Annotated in this window: 22 protein-coding genes and 1 pseudogene; 14 read left to right on the top strand and 9 right to left on the bottom strand. The window is 71.6% G+C overall.

The features are described 5' to 3' along the window. Nucleotides 1–250: 250 nt before the first annotated feature. On the top strand, nt 251–1,003 hold the full coding sequence (locus QQM67_RS13160; protein ID WP_314173962.1) for a LamG domain-containing protein: 753 nt from the start codon (nt 251–253) through the stop codon (nt 1,001–1,003). A gap of 72 nt (nt 1,004–1,075) precedes the next feature. Here the strand turns inward: QQM67_RS13160 and QQM67_RS13165 are convergent, their stop codons facing one another. Continuing rightward, nucleotides 1,076–2,266, bottom strand: coding sequence for an acyltransferase family protein (locus QQM67_RS13165; RefSeq protein WP_314173963.1), 1,191 nt, complete (start codon nt 2,264–2,266; stop codon nt 1,076–1,078). A gap of 337 nt (nt 2,267–2,603) precedes the next feature. Between QQM67_RS13165 and QQM67_RS13170 the strand changes: the two genes are divergently transcribed. Together QQM67_RS13170 and QQM67_RS13175 are read left to right on the top strand one after the other, a co-directional pair. Beyond that, nucleotides 2,604–3,011, top strand: a complete 408-nt coding sequence (locus tag QQM67_RS13170) for a BlaI/MecI/CopY family transcriptional regulator (RefSeq protein ID WP_314173964.1) — start codon at nt 2,604–2,606, stop codon at nt 3,009–3,011. Nucleotides 3,012–3,015: 4 nt separating this feature from the next. Further along, on the top strand, nt 3,016–3,948 hold the full coding sequence (locus QQM67_RS13175; protein ID WP_314173965.1) for a M56 family metallopeptidase: 933 nt from the start codon (nt 3,016–3,018) through the stop codon (nt 3,946–3,948). 52 nt (nt 3,949–4,000) lie between these two features. Here QQM67_RS13175 and QQM67_RS13180 read toward each other — a convergent pair whose 3' ends face one another. Together QQM67_RS13180 and QQM67_RS13185 are read right to left on the bottom strand one after the other, a co-directional pair. Beyond that, the gene (locus QQM67_RS13180) at nt 4,001–4,648 is read right to left on the bottom strand and encodes a M15 family metallopeptidase (protein WP_314173966.1); all 648 of its coding nucleotides are present in this window, start codon (nt 4,646–4,648) and stop codon (nt 4,001–4,003) included. 93 nt (nt 4,649–4,741) lie between these two features. Continuing rightward, nucleotides 4,742–5,902, bottom strand: coding sequence for a cation diffusion facilitator family transporter (locus QQM67_RS13185; protein ID WP_314173967.1), 1,161 nt, complete (start codon nt 5,900–5,902; stop codon nt 4,742–4,744). Nucleotides 5,903–5,974: 72 nt separating this feature from the next. Here QQM67_RS13185 and QQM67_RS13190 point away from each other — a divergent pair, with 72 nt between their 5' ends. Genes QQM67_RS13190 through QQM67_RS13200 form a run of 3 tightly spaced genes read left to right on the top strand, consistent with a single transcriptional unit; the run spans nt 5,975 to nt 7,912 of the window. After that, nucleotides 5,975–6,331 carry an ArsR/SmtB family transcription factor gene (locus tag QQM67_RS13190; protein ID WP_314173968.1) on the top strand — a complete coding sequence of 119 codons (357 nt, stop codon included), beginning with the start codon at nt 5,975–5,977 and terminating at the stop codon, nt 6,329–6,331. Nucleotides 6,332–6,391: 60 nt separating this feature from the next. Then, on the top strand, nt 6,392–7,105 hold the full coding sequence (locus tag QQM67_RS13195) for a hypothetical protein (protein ID WP_314173969.1): 714 nt from the start codon (nt 6,392–6,394) through the stop codon (nt 7,103–7,105). 54 nt (nt 7,106–7,159) lie between these two features. After that, nucleotides 7,160–7,912 (top strand): DUF1775 domain-containing protein, encoded by a 753-nt coding sequence (locus QQM67_RS13200; RefSeq protein WP_314173970.1) that lies wholly within the window; start codon nt 7,160–7,162, stop codon nt 7,910–7,912. Nucleotides 7,913–8,015: 103 nt separating this feature from the next. Here QQM67_RS13200 and QQM67_RS30650 read toward each other — a convergent pair whose 3' ends face one another. From QQM67_RS30650 to QQM67_RS13215, 3 genes are all read right to left on the bottom strand, one after another. Further along, nucleotides 8,016–8,387 carry a ClpX C4-type zinc finger protein gene (locus QQM67_RS30650; RefSeq protein ID WP_399066489.1) on the bottom strand — a complete coding sequence of 124 codons (372 nt, stop codon included), beginning with the start codon at nt 8,385–8,387 and terminating at the stop codon, nt 8,016–8,018. 137 nt (nt 8,388–8,524) lie between these two features. Beyond that, complete coding sequence (locus QQM67_RS13210; protein ID WP_314173971.1) at nt 8,525–8,869, bottom strand: hypothetical protein; 345 nt, start codon at nt 8,867–8,869, stop codon at nt 8,525–8,527. Nucleotides 8,870–8,887: 18 nt separating this feature from the next. Continuing rightward, nucleotides 8,888–11,530 carry a PA14 domain-containing protein gene (locus QQM67_RS13215; RefSeq protein ID WP_314173972.1) on the bottom strand — a complete coding sequence of 881 codons (2,643 nt, stop codon included), beginning with the start codon at nt 11,528–11,530 and terminating at the stop codon, nt 8,888–8,890. Nucleotides 11,531–11,744: 214 nt separating this feature from the next. On the opposite strand from QQM67_RS13215, the gene QQM67_RS13220 reads away from it, so the two are divergent. From QQM67_RS13220 to QQM67_RS13245, 6 genes are all read left to right on the top strand, one after another. Continuing rightward, entirely contained in the window at nt 11,745–12,809 is a 1,065-nt protein-coding gene (locus QQM67_RS13220; protein ID WP_314173973.1) for a LacI family DNA-binding transcriptional regulator, read from the top strand. 213 nt (nt 12,810–13,022) lie between these two features. Next, nucleotides 13,023–14,096 carry an ABC transporter substrate-binding protein gene (locus QQM67_RS13225; RefSeq protein WP_314173975.1) on the top strand — a complete coding sequence of 358 codons (1,074 nt, stop codon included), beginning with the start codon at nt 13,023–13,025 and terminating at the stop codon, nt 14,094–14,096. Then, complete coding sequence (locus QQM67_RS13230) at nt 14,096–15,748, top strand: sugar ABC transporter ATP-binding protein (RefSeq protein ID WP_314173976.1); 1,653 nt, start codon at nt 14,096–14,098, stop codon at nt 15,746–15,748. Before QQM67_RS13225 ends, QQM67_RS13230 begins: the two co-directional genes overlap by 1 nt. Next, nucleotides 15,741–16,703 carry an ABC transporter permease gene (locus QQM67_RS13235; RefSeq protein WP_314173977.1) on the top strand — a complete coding sequence of 321 codons (963 nt, stop codon included), beginning with the start codon at nt 15,741–15,743 and terminating at the stop codon, nt 16,701–16,703. The genes QQM67_RS13230 and QQM67_RS13235 overlap by 8 nt, the downstream gene beginning before the upstream one ends. A gap of 80 nt (nt 16,704–16,783) precedes the next feature. Further along, nucleotides 16,784–17,785 carry an ABC transporter permease gene (locus tag QQM67_RS13240; protein WP_314174468.1) on the top strand — a complete coding sequence of 334 codons (1,002 nt, stop codon included), beginning with the start codon at nt 16,784–16,786 and terminating at the stop codon, nt 17,783–17,785. Between the two features lie 175 nt (nt 17,786–17,960). Beyond that, nucleotides 17,961–18,347, top strand: coding sequence for a DUF2255 family protein (locus QQM67_RS13245; RefSeq protein ID WP_314173978.1), 387 nt, complete (start codon nt 17,961–17,963; stop codon nt 18,345–18,347). Between the two features lie 254 nt (nt 18,348–18,601). Here QQM67_RS13245 and QQM67_RS13250 read toward each other — a convergent pair whose 3' ends face one another. Then, complete coding sequence (locus QQM67_RS13250; protein ID WP_314173979.1) at nt 18,602–19,576, bottom strand: hypothetical protein; 975 nt, start codon at nt 19,574–19,576, stop codon at nt 18,602–18,604. A 57-nt stretch (nt 19,577–19,633) separates the two neighbouring features. Next, nucleotides 19,634–19,819, bottom strand: a complete 186-nt coding sequence (locus QQM67_RS13255; RefSeq protein ID WP_314173980.1) for a hypothetical protein — start codon at nt 19,817–19,819, stop codon at nt 19,634–19,636. A 332-nt stretch (nt 19,820–20,151) separates the two neighbouring features. On the opposite strand from QQM67_RS13255, the gene QQM67_RS13260 reads away from it, so the two are divergent. After that, a complete protein-coding gene (locus QQM67_RS13260; protein WP_314173981.1) occupies nt 20,152–21,075 on the top strand; it encodes a LysR family transcriptional regulator in 924 nt (307 codons plus the stop codon). Nucleotides 21,076–21,231: 156 nt separating this feature from the next. After that, nucleotides 21,232–21,762 carry a PAS domain-containing protein gene (locus QQM67_RS13265; RefSeq protein WP_314173982.1) on the top strand — a complete coding sequence of 177 codons (531 nt, stop codon included), beginning with the start codon at nt 21,232–21,234 and terminating at the stop codon, nt 21,760–21,762. Between the two features lie 12 nt (nt 21,763–21,774). Here the strand turns inward: QQM67_RS13265 and QQM67_RS13270 are convergent. After that, nucleotides 21,775–21,897, bottom strand: a pseudogene (locus tag QQM67_RS13270) (sugar phosphate isomerase/epimerase); the annotation flags it as partial. Nucleotides 21,898–21,930: the final 33 nt, after the last annotated feature.

Raw genomic sequence — 21,930 nt, forward strand, 5'->3', positions numbered from 1 at the left:
GTGACGCCCGCTGTGAATTGACCGGACCCGGTCCGGCACGCGTTGCGGTATCTACACGGCTGTAGATTCCCAGTGTGTCGCGCCCGGCCCGGCGGTGCGCTCGCCGTAGCCTGACGAGCGATCGCATGGAATGCCGCTTCGGTGAGTTGCGACAGGCGGGCCCTGCCGCGGAAACAGCACAGGGCCCGCCTCGCGCAGCGAACGGAGCGGCGGCCTCCTCCCCCGCCGCTTGCCGGAAGGCGCACCCGTCATGGCCGACCACGTGCCGGGACTCCTGGACCGGCTCAGACAGAGGCTTCAGCCGGTCCCCTCGGGCGCGGGCCGAACCCTCCCGGCGTCCCCGTCGGTTCCACGGGGCGACCTGGTCTTCGTCGCTGACTTCTCCTCGACGTGGCAGTGGGAGGCGGGCCGCTCCTGGGCCTATCCCGACGGCGGCCCCACGAACCCCGGCGACAACAAGCTCGACCACCTGGTGGCCGACCCCTCCTACTCCCGGGGCGGCGTCTTCCGGGCCACCCGCCGCGACGGGGGCCTCTGGAGCGCGGGACTGCTGACCACCGAAGGCAGCCGGGAAGGCTTCACCGTACGGACCGGCGACCTCCTCCAGGCGCGGGTACGGCTGCCCGAGGAGGTGGGCGCGTGGCCCGCCATCTGGACATGGCGGGACGGCGGAAGCGAGATCGACGTCTTCGAGTACCACCCCGACAACCCCGGCGTACTCGAACTGTCCAACCATGTCCGCGGCAGCGGGCACGAGTTCAGAGACCCCGCCGTTCGTCCGGGAGCGTGGGCCGACGTGAGCGTCGAGTTCGGGGCGGACTGCGTGACGTGGTGGATCAACGGTGCTCACGCCTTCTCGGACGGCGCCGGGGTGGGCGACGACTGGTCCGCCTACCTCATCGTGAACCTGTCGGTGAGCGCGGGGGCGTACCACCCCGCTCCGCCGCCCACGACCCACTCTGTGTCGTACGAGGTCGGCGGCCTGCGCGTCTACCGGCCCTGACGGCCCTGGCTCCGGCCGCACTCGGGACGGCCCGAGGGAGTCACCGACCCGAGGGAGTCACGGAGCGGGCTGTCAGCCCGCTTGAGCCGTGCCGGGTTCGTTGCGGCGCTCGCGGGCCTCGTGGACGGGGTCGCTGCGGAACGCCCAGGACATCCTCGGCTCCATCGCGAAACGGAAGGCCCGCTGGATCGGCGGCGTGCACAGCACCGTGATCACGGTCGCCGCGATGAGCGTGACGGCGACGGCGCCCCAGGGCGTGTGGACCCAGTCGGCCTCGTACCACTCCCAGAAGCGGGACCCCTTGGCGAGGAAGCCGTGCAGGAGGTAGCCGTAGAGCGTGCCGGCTCCCAACGCGGTGATCCACATGCGGCGGCGCGGCACCCAGGCGAGGAAGCACGCGGTGAGCGCCAGCGAGCAGCCGAAGAGCGCAAGGGTCATCACGACGCCGACCCACCACGGCACGCCCAACTCCTGTGCGCTGTCGCGGTGGTAGAACCACACGGCGTTCATGCGGTCGGTCGCCCAGTAGGCGAAGAGCAGGCCGCCGAGCACGACCGGCACGGACAGCCACCGTGCCGCGCGGCGGCGCACCATGTCGAAGTGCTCCGGTCTGAGTCTCAGCCCGAGCACGAAGAACGGCAGGAACTGAAGGACGCGCTGGAGGTCCAGGTCGTCGCCGATGTCCGGGGAGATCGTGGCGAGGACGGCGATGGTCAGCGCCAGCGGTACGGGCCAGCGCAACGCCTTCCACAGCGGCGTCGTCAGACGCCAGACGAACAGCGCGGCCAGGAACCACGTCAGGTACCAGGGGTCCAGCAGGCTGAAGTGGTATCCGGGGTCGTCGTCGGCCCAGCGCTTGAAGAGGGTGTAGACGACTTCGAAGAGGACGTAGGGCACGGCGACGCCGGTCACCAGCCGCTTGAGCTGGTGGGGCTTGCCCTCGAAACCGCGGGAGAAGTACCCGGAGATGATCATGAAGGCCGGCATGTGGAAGGTGAAGACGAAGAAGTACAGGGCCTCCGCCGTTCGCGACTCGTCCCTCAGCGGTTCCCACGAGTGCCCGAGCGCGACCAGGACGATCGCAAGGTACTTGGCGTTGTCGAAGAAGGGGTCGCGCAGCTTCTCCGTCCCGGGTTCCGGACCGGCGCGACTGCCGGAAGAGGAGGGGACCGTGGCGCCCTGGACCTGCGCCCGATCTGCTGCGGGAGCGGCCGGACCACCGTCAGGCGGTGACGTGGACTGAGTGGACAGGTCGTGAACCACGAGCCTCCTCTCCGCTGATGCGTCCAGACTCAGCAGCGCGCTCGCCGAGGCGAACAGCACCGAACATTTACAGCACTGTAGTAGAAGAAGGGCCGGCGGTCACACGTCTTCGAAGGCGTGGCACGTGGACACCGGCGCCTCCCCTGACATGCGAATTCGCCCTCCCGGAGCGGAACTTCGCAGGACAGGGCCCGGAAGGAGGCGGTGCTTCATCCGCCCCGCTTCACCCGCCCTCAAGATCGACAAGGCTGTAGAAATTGTGATCACAGGGCGGGCTTTCGCTACGATGACCGCCACCCGAGTGTCCAACCGAGCCGAGCCGACGTAAGGGGGAGCCTTGCCGAAGCGGAACAGCAAGCCGGCGGGCGGCTCCCCTGCCCCGCGCCGCGGCCAGGGCGAACTGGAAGCCCAAGTCCTCACCGTGCTGCACAGCGCTCCCGGGCCCGTCAGCGCCGCCTGGGTCCAAGAGCGGCTGGACGGCACGCTCGCCTACACCACGGTCGTGACCATCCTGTCCCGGCTGCTGGCCAAGGGCGCCGTGACGCGTGAACGTTCGGGCCGCTCCTTCGACTGGCAGCCCGCGGTCGACGCGGCCGGACTGGCGGCCCTGCGGATGCAGCGGGTCCTGGACAGCGAGGCGGACCGGGAGGCGGTCCTCACCAGCTTCGTGACGGCGCTGCCGCCGGGGGACGAACGGCTTCTGCGCGACCTGCTGGGGGAAGCCGAGAGGGAGGCAGAGGACTAGAGCGATGGGCGTCTTCGTCTTTCTGCCACTCGTCCTGCCTTTGACGGCATGGCCCATCGCCCGGCTCGCCCAGCCCCGTCTCCATCCGCGCACCGCGGCCCGCCTGCTGACCGCGGCCGGCGTCGTGCTCGCCGTGTGCAGCACTCTGTGCCTGGGGCTGATCATGGTGGTCGGCACGGCCCAACTCCCAGGGAACCCCCTCCCCGACGGCTGGTCCGATCCGGAGGTCCGGGAGGCGGTCCCGTACGACGAAGTGGCGGGCAAGGTGGCCATTCCCGCTCTCGTCGTGGTGACGGGGGCCTGCGCGCGAACCCTCTGGCGTCACTCCCGGATACGGCGCCAGGCCGAACACGCCCTGCGGGGGCTGCCGTCGTCACAGGTCGCCGTGCTGCCCGACGACACCCCGTACGCCTACGCCCTCCCCGGTCGTGAGCGGGGCCGGATCGTCGTCTCCACGGCGATGCTGGCGTGCCTCGATCCACACGAGCGCGAGGCGCTCTTCGCCCATGAACGCACCCATCTCGCGGCACGCCACCACCGCTTCCTGCTGGCGGCTCAACTGGCCGCCCGCGCCAATCCGTTCCTGCGTCCGCTGAGGACCGCCATCGCCTTCAGCGCGGAACGGTGGGCGGACGAGGCCGCCGCGCACACGGTCGGAGACCGCCGGCTGATGGCCCGGACCGTCGGGAAGGCCGCGCTGGTCTCGCGTCCCGCGCCGACGCAGTCCCTCGCCGGTTTCGCGGCGCCCGGGCCCGTGCCGCGTCGCGTACAGGCGCTGCTCGGCCCCGCGCCGGACGCCCGCACCTGGCCGCCCGCGTACACCGCGGTGGGCCTGGCGCTGTGGATGGCCGCCGCGGGCACCACCGCGTCCGCCTTCTCCTCGGCCAACGCGACTTTCGCGCTGGTCTCCGTCCTTCAGGCGGCGACCCCTCTGTGAGGTGACGACTCTGTGAGCTGACGACGGCCGGTTCGCCACCGCGGGTCGCGGCTCAGCGAAGCTCCCTCGGCCCGTAGATCGCGTGGCCCGCACCGGTGAGCAGCGCCCAGTACCGGTCGCCGTAGGACCAATGCCACCATTCCGTAGGGTAGTTGACCAGGCCGGCCGCTCTCAGGGCGGCGCCCATGACCGCTCGGTTCCGCCGCGCCGCATCCGGGAGCCCCTGCGCGTCGGTGTAGCAGGCTCCGCCGCTCTCCTCAGGGGTGGCGGCCTCCGGGCAGCCCATGTCGACCTCGACGCCGGCCGCCGTGCACATCGTGAGATCGACGGCGGCCCCGGCCACGTGACCGGCCGTCTCCAGTGGCGCGACCCACCGTGCGGCGGCCGTCGTCAACTCGCTCTCCGAGGAGCCCGGACGCAGCCGGCGCAGCGACGCCAGATAGCCGTCGAAGATGCGCTGCTGCGCCTGCGGCGGGCGATGCCCCTCGACCAGGAGCCACCGCCGCCCGTCCGGGAGCAGCTCCTCAGCACGTACGAGCCGCTCCAGGACCCCCGATCGCAGAGACGCCCAGCTGCCTGTCGTGTCGGACCGCCGCTCGTCGACCCGGAGCGTGCCTCGGCAGTCCACCAGGGGCTCGTCGCAGTCTTCGACTTCGACGGCCGAGACCCTCGGGTCCGACATCAGCACGATCTCCTCCATGAGCACCCTCCCGCGTGCCGTCCCCGCTCGCCGGCGCGAGGGGGAGCCGATCCGTACGGCCGCCAGGGCCGCCACGGCGGCCACGCCGGCCTCTCAGTCGGTCGTGTGGTGGGCGAGGAGAGCGTGCGGGTCCTCGTCCTTGCCGTCGGGGATGTGGTCGGTGTGCACGGTGGCGGCCGTGAGCCTGGGGACAGCGTGCATCAGGGCGTGCTCGGCCGCGACGGAGAGCTGGTGTGCCTGAACGACCGTCAGATGCGGGTCGACGACGATGTCCGCTTCGGCGCGGAGGCTGTGGCCGATCCAGCGCATGCGGACCTGGCCGGTGTCACGTACTCCGTCCACGTCGCGCAGTGCGGTCTCGGCGGTGTCGATCAGCTCGGGGTCCACCGAGTCCATGAGGCGGCGGTACACCTCGCGGGCGGCGTCCTTGAGGACGAGGACGATGGCGAGGGTGATGCACAGGCCGACGATCGCGTCGGCTGCCGGCCAGTCGACCGCCGCGCCGCCGGCACCGAGGAGGACGGCGAGAGAGGTGAACCCGTCGGTGCGGGCGTGCAGTCCGTCGGCGACGAGCGCCGCGGAGCCGATCTTGTGGCCGGTGCGGATGCGGTACCGGGCCACCCATTCGTTGCCGACGAAACCGACGACGGCCGCTGCCGCCACCGCCCACAGGTGAGTGATGTCCCGGGGGTTCAGCAGGCGGTCCACGGACTCGTACGCAGCCAGCGCCGCGGAAGCCGCGATCGTGAGCACGATGACGATGCCGGCCAGGTCTTCCGCTCGCCCGTAGCCGTACGGGTAGCGGCGGTTGGCCGCGCGCCGGCCGAGGACGAAGGCCACGCCCAGCGGCACGGCGGTCAGGGCGTCGGCGGCGTTGTGGACGGTGTCGCCGAGGAGGGCCACGGACCCCGACAGCACGACGACGACCGCCTGGACCACGGTGGTGAGTCCGAGGATGCCCAGGGACAGCCACAGGGTGCGCATGCCTTTCCGGGAGGCCTCCATCGCGGAGTCGACCTTGTCGGCGGATTCGTGGCCGTGCGGGGTGAGCAGATGGGCCAGCCGGTGGCGGAGCCCTGCCCGGCGACCGTGGCTCTGGCCGTGGCCGTGGCCGTGGCCGTGGCTGTGGCCGTGGGCTTGGCTGTGGCTGCCGGTTTGGCTGTGGCCGTGGGCGTGCGCGTGCGCGGAGTGCGCGGGCCTGCCGGCCGGTGCGTCGTGATCCCCGTGGCTGTGCGGGGGGCGATGTTCCGTCACGAGGTCGTCTCTTTCTCCTCGGGCCGCCGGCCGTCGTGGACAGCGCGCTGCCATGCGGCCCATTATGTGCGTATGAGCGCACGCATGCATCTCTCAGCAGCGCAGGGCTCGCAACAGCGGGCGGACGGCGAGCGCCTGGCCGTCGCCGTGGAGGTGCTCGGGCTGCTGGCCGACCGCACACGGCTGGCCCTGCTACAGCGCTTGGGCGAGGGAGAGGCGGACGTCGGGACGCTGACCGAGGCCTGCGGTGCGAGCCGCACGTCCGTCAGCCAGCATCTGGCCCGCCTGCGGCTGGCGGGGCTGGTGACCACCCGCAAGGAAGGGCGGCGCGTGGTGTACGCCGTGCGGCATGGACATCTGCGGCGCCTGGTGGACGAGGCTCTCAGCGTCGCCGACCACCGGATCGGGCGGCTGCCACCGCACGACTGACCGACGGGCTCACCTGATTCGCCTTCCGGTACCCGGGGTCATGGCCGATGATGGGCCGCCATGCCGAGGACGCGCCGAGGAACTCCCGCACAGCAGGCCGTCGTCCGGTCTGCCGGAGCTCCCCTGGCCGCGGCGCGGGCGGGGCTGTTCACGCTGGTCAGTCTCGCGCTGGGCGTGGCATCCCACCATCTGCTCACCGGGCAGGCGGTGTCGTGGCCCCGGGTGGGCGCGGCGGCCGGACTGCTCTTCGCCGCCGCGGTGCCGGGCGCACGGCGCCGGCGTTCGCTGACGACGGTCACTGCTGCCTGCCTGGTCGCGCAGACCGGGCTGCACGAGATCCTGAGCGGGCTCCATGTCACGCATGGGCTCCATGTCGCGCATCCGGCGGCGGCCGAGGCCGTCCACGGTCACCGTCCGGCCGTCCTGGCCGCCGACGGCGGGCCGGCCGCGGGGCACGACGCCTGGCACGTACGGCTTCAGCACTCGGTGGCCATGACCGCGGCGCACGTACTGGTCGCGCTGGTCATCGCAGTCGTGATGCACCGCGCCGACGCGGTGTGCTGGTCCGTGTCGAGCGGCGGCGCGGGCGTGGCGGCGCTCGTCGTGGCCGCGATGGGACGGATGTTCTCCGCGTGGGCGTGGACTTCGGCTCGCTGCCGTCCGGAACCCGCTCCCCGGCCGGGCATGCGCTGGGAGCGGTCACCGCCGAAGTCCTCGTTGCTCGCGGATGTGGTGGTACGGCGCGGTCCTCCGCGCGGGTTCGGGATCGCCTGAACCCCCGGGGCGCCCGGGGCTGCCCTCTTCCCTCACATCCTTGGAGCATCACTCATGGCCCGAACATCTCTCCCCGCCCGCGCGAGCCGCGTGGGCGTCGCCGCGGCGGCCGCCGCGGCGCTCGTGATAGCCACCGCGGGGCAGGCCGCGGCGCATGTCGAAGTCGAGTCCGAGGACGCCCGTGCGCTCGCGAAGGACGCCGTCATCACCTTCGAAGCCGAAGCGGAGTCCGACAGCGCCGGCATCACCAGGCTGGAGGTGACCCTGCCCGAGGGAATCGACGCGAAGGACGCCACGTACGAAGACGGCCCCGACGGCTGGAAGTTCACGGCCTCCGGCGACGGATACACCGTCGAAGGCCCCGAGATCGAGGCGGGAAAGAACGCGACCCATTCGATCTCCGTACGCCGGCTGCCGGACACCGAGGAGCTGGCGTTCAAGACACTCCAGAGCTACGACGACGGCCGCACCGACCGCTGGATCGAACTGCCGCAGGAGGGCAAGCCGGAACCGGAGGAACCCGCTCCCGTGCTGAAGCTGCAACCGGCCGAGCCCGGCGACTCCGCGGAGGCTGCGGAATCTGCGGAGGCTGCGGAGTCCTCGGGTGGCGGGAGTGCTGAGCCGTCTCCCACCCGGCAGGCCAACGACGCCGCAGCGCCGAAGGACGACGGCGGGCTGCCGACGGCGGTCTGGTTCATCATCGTGGCCGGCGTCCTCGCCGCTCTCAGCGCGGCCGGCGTGCTGCTGATGCGCCGCGGCGCCAACTCCGGGTCCAACTCCGGGTCCGGGCCGGGGTCCGGCAACTAGCCCGCGACCGCGTGGGGTTCGGGACCGGTCGCGGCTCCGCACCCCACGCGGGAACGCCCGACCGCGGGATGTGCGCGACCGGGCCGCAACGGCCGCAACGTCCCTACTCCTCGCCGGAGAAGCGCTCCCACGCGGACTGCCGGGTCATCCCCAGCGACTCCCCGATGCGCGCCCAGGAGACGCCCAGCGCGCGTGCCTTGAGCACCCAGCCGACGAGGTTCCGGTCGACCTGCGCTCCCGCGGCCGCGACCTTCGGCAGGTTCGCCAGCACCTCCTCGCTGGTCGACACCTGGTCCCACGGGGCGAGTTGAGATCCGCCCCCTGCCGGTTTCCCCTCGATCACCAGCGTGCAGAGCGATACGCACTCGTCGCAGATGAACACCCCAGGCCCGGCCACGAGGGTCCCCACCTCGGTGTTCGGCTTCAGGCAGAACGAGCACGCCGCGATCACCGGACTCTCCGTGGCAGACGGCATCCGATCCCCCCTCTCCTCCGTCAGGTCCTTCCTGACGGCGTCGACCGCGACCTTACGGAGTCAGGGAGTGCCTGACAATGGCCCGCGGCCGGCTCCGCGCCCACTACTCCTTCAGGCGGCTCCTTCAGACGGCCCCTTCAGGCGAGGCCGAAAAGCGTCTCGTACGGGCCCACCTTGAGGTCCGCGCCCTTGAGTCGGGAGGTCGCCTCCGCGCCGAGGACACCCCTGCCGGGCGCGTACGAGGCACCGCCGCTCGGGCCCAGCGGAAACGAGATCGCGGGCGGAGAGGGCCGGTAGGTGGTCAGGTCCGTGCTGCCCCGGATCAGTGCGCCGATGTTGTGGGCGACGACCGCGGCGTGTTCGCCCGCGGCCTTGGCCAGCTTGGCCTCCGGGAGCGCGCAACGTCCGTTGGTCCAGTGCCCGTTGTCGCGCGATGCGGCACCCGCCCTCCGCCGCGAGAGCGGTGAGGGCGGGTGCCGCACCGGAGCCGGCCGGGTGCGCTATCGGCGGTCGCAGGTGAGGGTGCCGTCCGCGACGCCCTTCAGCAGGGCGGCGTGGGCGGCGGCCAGGCGGCCCGCGTCGGCCTTGCCGACCTTCCGGTCGTAGGTCAGCAGACCGTTCAACTCCCCTTCCAGGTCGGTGATCTGGGTGTAGACGGCGCCGCTGCTGCCCTCGCAGGCGGCGAACTGCTCGATGTCCTTGAGCTTGGCGAGGTACTCGTCGGTGAACTTCTCCTTCTCCACGCCGACATAGGTGTGCCGGACCGGCCACGCGTGGCCTGGCACGGCCAGCCCGAGGCCGCCGTACTCGCCGCTGACCAGCGCGCGCCGCCCGTCCGGGGCCGGTAGTTGGGCGCCCGGATAGCCGTGCGCGTCCGAGACGTCGCCGTTGCCTCCGTCGACGGCGCCGCAGCAGTTGTGGCCGCTCATGTTGTTCACCAGCCGCGTGGGGTCGAGCGTCTTGGCGTAGTCGGCGATACGGGCCTGGTCGTACTGCCCCCAGCCCTCGTTGAAGGTGACCCACATGATCACCGACGGATGGCTGTCGTGCTGCGCGATCATGCGTTTCATCTCGTGCTCGAACTGCTCACGTGCCGAGGCGTCCGGTGTGCGGTCCGACCGCATCGAGGGCATGTCCTGCCATACGAGCAGGCCCAGCCGGTCCGCGTGGTAGAACCAGCGGTCCGGCTCCACCTTGATGTGCTTGCGCACCGAGTTGAAGCCCAGCTTCTTGTGCGCCTCCAGGTCGTAGGCGAGCGCCTCGTCGGTGGGGGCGGTGTAGAGGCCGTCGGGCCAGAAGCCCTGGTCGAGCGTGGCCATCGAGAAGACGGGCTTGCCGTTGAGCACCATGTGCCGCTGGCCGTCGACGGTCTTCACGGCGATCTCCCGCATGCCGAAGTAGCTCTCGACGGTGTCGGCCGAACTCCCCTCCCCCACCGTCACCTTGAGGGTGTAGAGGTGCGGGTCGTCCGGCGACCAGAGCTTCGGGTCGGGCACGGGGACCTCGAAGGGCTCGTCGCCGGTGCCGGTGGCCCGTCCGACCTCCCGTTTCGCGCCGTCCCGGCTGTCGTACGCCACGGCCGTGACCGGCACGCCGCCGGGCACTCCGCGCGCCGTGACCGTCACCTGCTCGCCGCTCACATCGGGGGTCGTACGGACGTCGGTGGTGTGCTGTGCCGCGACCGGCTCCATCCAGACGGTCTGCCAGATGCCGGACGACGGGGTGTACCAGATGCCCTCCGGGTCCAGCCGCTGCTTGCCCACGGGCGGGTTCTCCCCGTCGGGCGAGTCCGTCGGATCGTAGACGCCGACGACGAGCTCCTGGTCCCGGCCCGGGCGCAGCGCGTCCGTGACGTCCACGGTGAAGCGGTCGTAGCCGCCCTTGTGGCCGCCGACCCGCTCGCCGTTGACGTACACGTCGGCCTGCCAGTCGACGGCGTCGAAGTTGAGGTGCAGCCGCTTGCCGGAGCCGACGCGCCAGTCGGCGGGAACGGTGAACGACCGCTTGTACCACATGCGTTCCTCATGGCGTTCGACGCCGGAGAGCCGGGACTCGACGGGGTAGGGCACGAGAATCTTCTCGTCCAGCCTCCGCTCCTTGCCGACCGGAGGCTGCTCGCCCTTCTCGGCGCCCGCGAACTGCCACGTCCCGTTGAGATTCCGCCACTTGTCGCGCTTGAGCTGCGGACGGGGGTACTCGGGCAGCGCGTTGTCCGGCCCGACCTCGTCGGTCCAGTCGGTCGTGAGCTGGTACGTCGAGCCGTTCTCGCCCGAGGTCCAGAACTCGCCGACCTTCTCGCCGTCGGCGCCCGCGAGCCCGCCGGCGCCGTCGTAGCGCACCTCGGCGGTGCCACCGCGGCCGACCACGGGCTCGGTGAGGGTCACCACCAGCCGGTGGTCGTCGCGCGGGTCCAGCCGCGCCGTGCCCAGCGGCCACTCGGCGCCGCCGATCACGGCGTCCAGGTGCTCCTTGAACGCCTCGGGCGGCTCGGCGAGGCGCTGCGCGAAGGCCAGCTCCAGGGTGCGGCCGGTGGTGCCGACGCGTACGACCGCCGGTCCGTCGTAGTCGAGATCCCCGGGCGGGGTGTAGGCGGACTGCGGAATGGCGGTCTTCTCCCCTCCGGGCGGGGTCCAGCGCACGTGCAGGTTGGATCCGCCGTCGTCCTCGAAGTACTCGACCTTGACGGCGTGTTCCGTTCCCTCCGTCAGCTCCACGGGCTCGGAGGTCTGCTCCTTGTCCCAGTCGGCGACCCAGTGGTCGATGACCAGTTCGCCGTCGACCCACATGCGGAAGCCGTTGTCACCGGTGATGTGGAAGGTGTGCGCGCCGGTCCGGGTGGGTGTGAGCGTTCCGGTCCAGCGGACGCTGGCGTGGTCGGCCTGTCCGGAGCGCTCCTTCAGCCGCGGCTCCAGGTCGGCGAAATCGAGTGAGGGATCGAAGGACGTGGCCTGTAAGGTGCCGAAGTCGTGTGCGCCGGGAGCCGATTGGGTCCAGTACTCGCCCTTGAGTCCGTGCACCTCGGGAGGCTGGTCGCCGGGCGGCACGGCCGCCGCGGGCGAGACCGGTCCCAGCGAGGCCGCCAGGAGGACGAGGAAGGCGAAAGCGGCGGCAGCGGCCGCCGGCCAGGTGTGTGCGCGTCTCACGGGACCTCCGGATGAGGTGTGCAGGTGATGAATGCGGCACTGCCCTTGACCCGATCCGTCTTGTATAACGTTGGAAACAAGGGTTGTTGGCATGACAGCACGCCCGCTGTTCCCTGTCCAGGTGCGTGACGGCGGCGGTGGAAGCACTCAGTGGAAGTACGCGGTGGTAGTACGCGGTGGAAGTACGGCGGCCACGGAGGATGAGGAGCGCAGGGTGAGGGTGAGTCTCAAGGACGTCGCGGAGCACGCCGGGGTCTCGGTCAAGACCGTTTCCAACGTGGTGAACAAGTATCCGCACGTCACCCCCGCCATGCGGGAGAAGGTGCAGCGCTCCATCGACGACCTCGGCTACCGGCCGAACCTGACCGCCCGTCACCTGCGCAAGGGCCGTACGGGCATCATCGCGCTGGCGGTGCCGGAGCTGGGCAACCCGTACTTCGCCGAACTGGCGGGCGCCGTGATCGACGCGGCCGCGGCACACGACTACACGGTGCTGCTGGATCACACGCAGGGACGGCGCGAGCGCGAACTGCTCGTCACCCAGGGCTTCCAGGCCCGCGTCATCGACGGGCTGATCCTCAATCCCCTGGAGCTGGAGTCGGAGGACCTGGCGGCCCGTACGGACAACGCGCCGCTTGTCCTGATCGGCGAACGGCGATACGACCTGCCGTACGACCACATCGCCATCGACAACATCGCGGCGGCGCGCACCGCCGTGCGTCATCTGCTGGAGCTGGGACGGCGCCGCATCGCCTTCCTCGGCGCCCGCGGCGACCGCCCCAGCCAGCCCGCGCATCTTCGGCTCCTGGGCTGGCAGGCGGAGTTGGCCGCCAGCGGCGTGGCGGCGGACGAGGCGCTCGTGGCACCGGTGGAGGGCTGGGAGCGCGCCGACGGGGCCGCCGCGATGGCCGCCCTGCTGGACGCGGGGCACCGGCCGGACGCGGTGTTCGCCTACAACGACCTGATCGCGATCGGGGCGATGCGGGTCATGTCCGAGCGGGGGCTGCGGGTTCCGGAGGACGTCGCCGTGGTCGGGTTCGACGATCTGACGGAGGGACGGTACGGCGCCGTCACGCTGACGACCGTGGCACCGGACAAGCAGGCGATAGCCCGGCTGGCGGTCGAGTCCATCGTCGACCGCCTGGCCGGGCAGGACGGCCGCGACGGCACGACCGCCGGCGACGGCACCTCCGGCAGCGACGGCACGAACCGTCGACTCCAGCCTGGATTCGCCCTGGTGGAGCGGGAGAGCACGCTCGGGACGGGCCCGCGGCACTGACGCTTCGGCGGATCGGAGGATCGGCGGTTCGGCGCAGGCATCGCCGCCGGCCGGGACCCGGCACGAGTCAGGAACCGACGGGGGCGGGAGCGGCCGCGCACGCACCGCCAACCGGTAACGGTATAAGCCCAGTTCGGACGCGCACTGTTTACAGCGGCCTTGCAACGATATAAAAATCCCTGGCGTCAGGTCACGAACACCGTGGGGGTCCCCATGAAGCCGCTCGCACGACGTCTCACCGCCGCCGCGCTCCTCACCGCTCTCGCTCTCGCCACCGGCTGCGCCAAGTCCGAGGACGACGCCGACAAGGCGAAGTCGGGGTCCGGCGGCGAAGGCGGCGGCCAGGTCGCCGCCGAGCCCACGAAGGGCGCCAAGACCTGCACCGCCGGGCAGTACGGCGCCGAGAAGCTGGACCTCTCGAAGGCCACCGTCGGCTTCTCCCAGTCCGAGAAGGAGGCCAACCCCTTCCGGATAGCCGAGACCGCCTCGATCAAGGCCGAGGCGAAGAAGCGGGACGTCAAGCTGCTGACGTCCAACGCGCAGTCGCAGTTCTCCAAGCAGATCAGCGACGTGCAGGACCTCATCTCCAAGGGCGCCGACCTGCTGGTCATCGCCCCGCTCAACTCCGACGGCTGGGAGCCCGTGCTCAAGCAGGCGGCGGCGAAGAAGGTCCCGATCGTCACCGTCGACCGGAAGATCAACGCCAAGGCGTGCAAGGACTACGTCAGCTTCATCGGCTCCGACTTCGTGGAGCAGGGCCGCCGCGCCGCCGACCGGATGATCAAGGCCACCGGCGGCAAGGGCAAGATCGCCATCCTGCTCGGCACGCCCGGCAACAACGTCACGACCGAGCGCACCAAGGGCTTCCGCGACCGCATCAAGCAGAAGGCCCCCGGGCTCGACGTCGTCTTCAAGCAGACCGGCGAATTCGCCCGCGAGAAGGGCCAGCAGGTCACCGAGCAGCTCATCCAGTCCCAGCCGGACATCGACGGGATCTACGCGGAGAACGACGAGATGGGCCTGGGAGCGGTCAACGCCCTCAAGAGCGCGGGCAAGAAGGCCGGCGACGTCAAGATCGTGACGGTGGACGGCACCCGCAACGCGGTGCAGGGCATCATCGACGGCTGGATCCACGGGGTCATCGAGTCCAACCCGCGGTTCGGCCCGCTCGCCTTCTCTACGCTCGACGACTTCACCCGCGGCGAGAAGGTCGGCCAGACCATCGTCATCAAGGACGACGCCTACACTCCGGCCAACGCCAAGCGGGACCTGAGCAAGGCGTTCTGATGACGGAGTACGCCCTCTCCACGCACGGGCTGACCAAGCGCTTCCCCGGCGTACTCGCCCTGGACCGCGTCGACTTCGGCGTCCGGGCCGGCGAGGTGCACGCGCTGATCGGCGAGAACGGCGCGGGAAAGTCCACGCTCATCAAGGTCCTCACCGGCGTCCACGCGCCGGACGAGGGCGAAGTGCACTTCGGCGGCGGGCCCGTCTCGTTCGGCACGCCGCTGGCCGCGCAGCAGGCGGGGATCTCCACGATCTACCAGGAGGTCAATCTCGTCCCGCTGATGAGCGTGGCCCGCAACCTCTTCCTGGGCCGCGAGCCGCGCGGCCGGCTGGGGCTCATCGACTTCGCCCGGATGCACAGCGAGAGCCAGCGGGTGCTGCGCGAGTACGGGGTGCGTACCGACGTGCGGCGGCCGCTGGGCGGACTGGGCGTCGGGGCGCAGCAGATGGTGGCCCTGGCGCGGGCGGTCTCGGTCGACGCGCGGGTCGTCGTGATGGACGAGCCGACCTCGTCGCTGGAGCCCCGCGAGGTCGAGACCCTCTTCGGCATCATCCGCCGCCTGCGGGACCGGGGAGTGGCCGTGGTCTACGTCAGTCACCGGCTCGACGAGCTGTATGCCGTGTGCGACGCGGTCACGGTGCTGCGTGACGGACGCACCGTGCACAGCGGCCCGTTGGCGGGGCTGGAGCGGCTGCGCCTGGTGTCCCTGATGCTCGGACGCGAGATCGGCGAGGTGCGTGCGGAGGGCACCACCAAGTTCGGCGGCGACCATGAGGCGGCCTCCGCCGAACCGGTGCTGCGGGCCGAAGGGCTCAGCGTCCCGCACCAGTTGCACGGAGTGTCCTTCGCGGTGCGTCCCGGCGAAGTGGTGGGCCTGGGCGGGCTGCTGGGCTCGGGCCGCACCGAGACGGTCAAGGCCGTCGCGGGTGCCATGACGCCCAGCGCCGGACGGGTCACGGTGGCCGGTGCCCCGGTGCGCACGGGTTCGCCGGGCGCGGCCATCCGCGCGGGCATCTCCCTGCTGCCCGAGGACCGCAAGAGCGAGGGCATCGTCCCGGGACTCTCGGTGCGCGAGAACATCGCGCTCGCCGTGCTGCCGCGGCTCTCCCGCGCCGGTCTGGTCTCCGAGGCGCGGATCGACGCGCTCGTGGGCACCTTCATGGAGCGGCTGCGGATCAAGGCGTCCTCGCCGCACCAGAAGGCGGGCGAGCTTTCCGGCGGCAACCAGCAGAAGGTGCTGCTGGCCCGCTGGCTCGCCGCGGAGCCGCGGGTGCTGCTCCTGGACGAGCCGACCCGCGGCATCGACGTCGGCGCCAAGGCCGAAGTGCAGCGCCTCGTCGACGAGTTGGCCGAGGACGGCCTGGGCGTGCTGCTGATCTCCTCCGATCTGGAGGAGCTGATCGAAGGTTCCGACCGGGTCGTCGTGCTGCGGGACGGCGCCGTGGTCGGCGAGCTGACCGGCGACGAGGTCACCGAGGACCGGCTCATGGAGGCCATCGCCGCCGCCTCCGACGACGCACCGCCCGCGGGCGGCGCACCGACGCCCGCGCAACAGGACGGCTCCGCGGACGGCGGCTCCGCGGACGACGGCTCCGCGGACCGCACCGGAGACGCGCCCCGCCCCGCGCGAGAGGAGGCACCGCATGGCTGAGGCCGCCCTCCGCCGCCCCGCGGCCGACCGTGCCGCCGTCTACGCCTGGCTCCAGGCGTACGGGGTCTACGCGGGCATCGCGGTGCTGCTGCTGTTCAACGTGGCGTTCACCGAACACTTCCTGTCCGCCGAGAACTTCCGCACACAGGCCGTCCAGGTGGCACCGATCCTCATCGTGGCGCTGGGCATGGCGCTGGCCATCGGCTCGGAGGGGATCGACCTGTCGGTCGGCTCGGTGATGGCGCTGTCCACCTCGCTGGTGGCGCTGTATCTGGGCTACGGACCGGGCACGGCGCTGCTGGCGGCGGTCCTGGGCGGCATGGCGGTGGGCCTGGTCAACGGCTCCCTGATCGCGTTCGCCGGCGTCCAGCCCATCGTGGCGACGCTGGCGCTGATGGTCGGCGGCCGGGGCCTGGCCCTGGTCCTGGTGCCGCAGTTGGAGGACGTACGGGACCCGGGGATGCGCGCGCTGGGCTCGGGCGATCTGCTGGGTGTCCCGTACCCGGTGGTGATCGCGCTGGCGCTGGTGGTGCTGGTGGCCTTCACGGTGCGCCGTACGACGTTCGGCAGGCAGCTCCTGGCGATCGGCGACAGCCGTCCCGCGGCCCGGCTGGCCGGACTCCCGGTGCGCCGGGTCCTGCTGTGCGTCTACATCGCCTCCGGCGCGCTGGCTGCCGTCGCCGGATATCTCGCGACGGCACGGCTCCAGGCCAGCGATCCGACGTCGCTGGGCACGCTGATGGAGCTGTCGGCCATCACCGCCGTCGTGGTCGGCGGCACCCCGCTCAGCGGAGGGCGGGTCCGCGTCGGCGGCACCGTCGCCGGCGCCGTGCTGATCCAGCTGCTCACGGCCACGCTCATCAAGCACGATCTGCCGCCCTCGTGGACGCAGATCGGGCAGGCCGTCGTCATCGTGCTCGCGGTGTACGCGGCACGCGAGAGGGGGAAGCGGTGAGCGCCACCAACACCCGGAACCGCGCCGCCGGTTCGCCGGAGACCGCCGGGCCCGCGGGTCCGGCACCGGACGCGCCGCCGGTGGGTCACACCTCCCCCGCGGGGCCGGGCACCCGCGCGGAGCGTCTGAGCACCCTCGCGCAGCGGCACGGCGCACTCGTGGCGCTTTTGCTGACGGTGCTGGCCGCCTCGCTCTCCTTCGACTCGTTCGCCACTCCCGGCAACCTGGAGAACGTCGCCGTCTCCTCCGCCTTCCTGGCGATCGTCGCGCTGGGCATGACGTTCGTGATCGTCTCCGGTGGCATCGACCTGTCGGTCGGCTCCGTGTTCGCGCTGGGCGGGGTGCTCGCCGCGTGGGGTTCGCGGCACGGCCCGCTCGTCGCGCTGCTGCTGCCGCTGGCGGTGTGCGGAGCGATCGGGCTGGTCAACGGCCTGCTGATCGCGCGGGCGCGGCTGGCGCCGTTCATCGTCACGCTGGCCGCGATGCTGGGCGCACGCGGGCTGATGCTCAACATCACCGACGAGGGCGCCGACACCTTCCTCGTCGCCAAGGAGTCGGTCTTCGCAGGGCTGGGGCGCGGCAAGCTGCTCGGCGTCGGCATGCCCGTGTGGATCACGCTGGCCCTGTTCCTGCTCGGCGGGCTGCTGCTGAGCCGCTCCCGCTTCGGCCAGCACGTCTACGCGGTCGGCGGGAACGAGGACGCCGCCTCGCTCATGGGCGCCTCCGTGAACCGTACGAAGGTGTCGGTGTACGTCGTCTCCGGGCTGCTGGCCGGGCTGGCGGGTGCCCTCAACGCCGCCTGGCTGGCCTCCGGTGTGACCATCCTCGGCCAGGGCATGGAGCTGGAGGCGATCTCCGCGGTCGTGATCGGCGGCACGCTGCTGACGGGCGGGCTGGGTTCCGTGAGCGGCTCGCTGGTCGGCGTCCTGCTGCTGAAGGTCATTCAGAACGTCATCAACCAGATCGGCTCGCTCGACTCGGCGTACCAGCAGGTGGTGAGCGGAGCGTTCCTGGTCGTGGTGGTGGTCGTGCAGACCTGGCTGGGCCGCAGACGCAAGGCCCGCCTGACGGCGCCCGGCTGAGCGCACCCGTCAGAGCCCGGCGGCGCCGAGCCCACGGCCCGCGAGCCGGGCCCGCGCGCCCTGCGGGCCCGGCCGGGGCAGGTACGGGAACGCGCCGGTCGGCATCCGGCACCGGCCCGGATCCCGCTGCAACGATGGCGGCACCGACCTCGCCGCAGAGAAGGAGACCGTCATCATGAACAGCTGGACCTCCGATCAGCTCTCCCGCATCGAGCGCACGGACGAGCTCCAGATCCAGCCCCAGCGCGCCGACGGAGCGCTGCGCAAGCCCACGACGATCTGGGTCATCCGCGAAGGGGACGAGGTGTTCGTCCGCTCCTACCGGGGCCCGGACGGACGCTGGCTGCGTACCGCCCAGGCCAGCCACGCCGGCCACATCAGCTGCGACGGCGTCGACACGGACGTCACCTTCACCGAGGTCCGCGACCCGGCCCTCAACGACCGCATCGACGAGGCGTACCGCACCAAGTACGCCCGCCACAGCGCCTACGTGCCGCCCATGATCGCCGAATCCGCCCGCGCCACGACACTCAAGGTCTCCCCCGCCGAACCCAAGTCGTAGCCGGCCGGCCTGCCCGGGCGTCCGGCCGCGCCGAACGCGCGGGCAGCGTACGGCAGTTCACGCCCCGCTGACCGGGCTCCCGTCCCCCGCGGCCGGCGCGACGAGATCGGCACAGCGGACGGCCGACCCGCCCGTGCCCCATGTGCCGTCCGGCTCCTCGTGTACGAGCGCCCACACCCGCAAGGCGTCGTCCGTGGGCAGCCCGGCACGGCCGGGCGGCGCGCCTCAGTCCCCAGTCCTCAGTGGTCCTGGTCTCAGTCCGCGCACACTCCCCCGGCCGTCGTCAGGGACCCGCCGTCGTTCTCGTCGTCCGTGCCGAGGACGGCCTTGTCCGAGCCGGGGAGGCAGGCGAGCGCCTCGATCTTGTGCTTGCCGAACTTCTTCAGCGCCTCGGGGTCCTTCTCCACGGACAGGACGGCCTCGCCCTTGTCGTCGAGCGAGACGCGTCCGGCGATGTAGAGGGCCGAGTCGAAGGGGCCGTCGTCGCCGGGGTCCGAGGCCGAACTCACCAGCAGCGCACCGGACTCGGTCAGTCCGGTGTCGGAGGCGTGGCGTACGTTCTCGGTCGGGTAGGGCGCCCGGACCTCGGCCGACCGCACCTCGCCGAAGTGGCTCCCGCCGGACGGGTCCACCGAGACCGCTGCGGCGTGCAGGGTTCCCGGGCGGTCGTCCTCGCCGCGGTCTCCCCACACCGCGACCAGCTTCCCCTCCTGGGCCGGGGCGCCGGCGGACGAGGGCGGCGTGCCGATCGCGAGGTTCTCGATCTCGTCACCGGACTCGACGGCGGGGAGCGTGAAGCTGTCCACGGCCTGCGCCGCGCCGCCGTCCACCTGGAGGTGGTAGGCGGTGCCCGAGCTGGCCACGGCGAGGTAACCGCCCTTCTCCCCGGGCACGCCCGCGAGCGCCTCCAGGTCGCCGGGCGGCTCGCCGCCCTTCCAGTCGAGGGGGTCGACGTCGGGGTCCTTGCCGTCGCGGTAGCGGACGGAGGCTATGCGGTTCTCGCCGGACTTCTTGTTGTCGCGGACGACGATCGCGTCCACGTCGTCCTTCGAGCCTTCCGTGCCGGACACCGCGATTCCGCTGATGCCGGCGGTCTTGCCCTTGCCTGCGGACTGCCAGCCGTCGTCGTGCGCCGCGTACGCGGTGGGGAGGACGGCGGCGGAGACGGCGAGTCCCGCTCCCGCGCCGACGACGGCGAGGGTGGTTCTGAGGTGCTTCGTGGGGGGCATGAGTCCCTTTCAGCTTCTGTCAGTGACACGCGTAGAAGAGGGCCGCCGGGACCGTACTCACGGCGAACAGGCCTGTGCAAGGGCCCAAAACGGGCCGCAAGGGGCCCGTTGACCCGCGTGCCACGAGCCGGCGGTCCAGCCGGACTCGGTGATCCCGGCGATCAGCGCGCCCTTCTCGATGGCGTCGCCCTCGCCGATGGCGACGCGCGTGAGGGGACCGGCCGCGCGGACCGCGCCGTCCACGTCCGCGGTGCTCGCCGCCCGGGCGCGTCCGGCTTCGCTCCCGTCATGAGGCGACCGGATCACGAATTCGGAAATCCCGGCCTGCGACGGTGAGTTCAGGGAAAGGAAGCCTTCGTACCGCCCAAGGATCCCGTCCGATTCCGCGCGGTCTCAGGGGACCGCCCTTGTGCTTGCCGGACACGGCACCAAGGGGAATCCGGCGAGACAAGGGATGGACTCCCATGCGAAGCCGTGAGAATTTGTGCTCGTGCACAACCAGCCGCCGGGGAATTCCGCGCCGGCATCGGGAGACCTGCTCACCGGTACGCGATGAGCGCCGGGGAGGGACGGTCGTGGAACTCCGCCAGTTGAGGTCGCTGGTGGCGGTCGCCGAGGAGGGGCAGTTCGCGCTCGCCGCGCGCCGTCTGTATCTCTCCCCCGCCGCCGTCACGGCTCACATCGCCCGGCTCGAACGCGAGCTCGGCACCGTACTCCTCGACCGGCACCCCGTGGCGCCGACGCCCGCCGGCCACCGGTTCCTCAGGCACGCGCGGACGATGCTCGATGCGGAGCGGGCCGCAATGGAGGACGTCGCCGCTCTGGGCCACGGCCGGGGCAAGGTCCTCCGGATCGGTGTGATGGCGCACGGGTCGGCGGAGATCACCCCCGCCGTCATCGATGTGTTCGCACGTTCCCGGCCGCAGGTACGGATCTCCCTCACGGCGCTCAACTTCCGCGAGCACGTGAGCGCTCTGCTGGACCATCGCGTCGACGTCGCGTTCGTGCGCCCCGCGCCGCAGGACGAGCGCGTGGAGTCGGACGTCGTCACCACCGAGTCGAGGATCGTCGTCGTTTCGGCGCGCAGCGGCGTCGCCGAGGCCGGGGCCGTTCGCGCCGCGGACGTCCTCGAACTGCCCTATGTGGATCTGCCGACGGGGACCATGCCGCGGTTCGCGGACTTCATGTACTTCAACGACCTGCGCAACGGCGAGAGGCCGCGGCGCTCCCCCGATGTCGCCACGACGCCGCACGAGGTGCTGGTGAGCGCCGCGCTCGGCCGGGGCACGGGGTCTTCCCTGCACAGCTTTGAGCGCTACTACCGCTGGCCCGGCACGGTCTGCGTTCCGGTCGTCGACGCGCCGGCGGAGAGCAGCGTGCTGACCGTGCGCCGCGGCGACACGAGTCCCGACGTCGCCGCGTTCCGGTCGGTCGCGGCGCGGCTGGCGCGGTCGGTGGGCGACGGACTGTCGCCGGAGTCGCCGGCCCACCGCTGCTGACCGGGAACGCAAGGGCAGTTCACGATTCGTGAAGCCCGCCTCCCCGTCCGCACGGCCCGTCCTAACGTCACGCCTGTTCGCGCCGCCCCCTCGGCACAGAGGGGAATCGGCGGGGAAGCGACGACAAGCCGACGAGGAATCGAGGTGGGCTCCGAAGTGAGCGACAACGACGGCGGCGACCGCGCGCCGCTCCCCGAACAGGCGCAAGGACGCGCCCACTCCGGGTGGCAGCCGGGCCTCTGGGCGGACCGGCTCATCGAGCAGGCCGGTGTCGGGGTGACGGTCCTCGACCGCGACGGGGTCGTCCTCTACTACAACGCATGGGCCGCCGAACACCTGGACAGGAAGCCGGAGTACATCGGCGAGGACGTCCGCCGGCGCCACCGCCGGGCGGTGACGAATCCGCGGTTCGACGCGATGACCGCTCTCTTCGAGAACGGCCGGACCGAACCCGTCAGATACGTCGCCCGCCCCTACGGAAAGACGACGATCCTCGTCACCGTGTCGCCCGTCCGTGTCGGCGGCGAGCTCGTTGGTTTCTCGCAGATCGTGCTGCTCAAGGACGAAGTGCAGGAGCTCTGCCGCCGGTTCGACGAATCCGGGCGGGAGTCCTTCGAGCGCGAGATGCTCCCCCACGGGTGGAGCGACACGGACGGGAGTGACACGGACGAGGCACGCGGAGACTGAGCCCGTCCGTACTCATGTGGCCAGCTCCCTGGTGATGCGGTCCAGCATGAACGCCGAGGATTCCCGGGCCCGTTCCTCCCAGGCGAAGACGCGGGCGGTGGCGACTCCGTCGAAGTCCAGATCGCGCAGGCGGCCGCACGGCCCGTACATGGGCCGCACGGCCGCGCC

It is taken from the genome of Streptomyces winkii (assembly GCF_032248595.1).
Taxonomy (GTDB): domain Bacteria; phylum Actinomycetota; class Actinomycetes; order Streptomycetales; family Streptomycetaceae; genus Streptomyces; species Streptomyces winkii.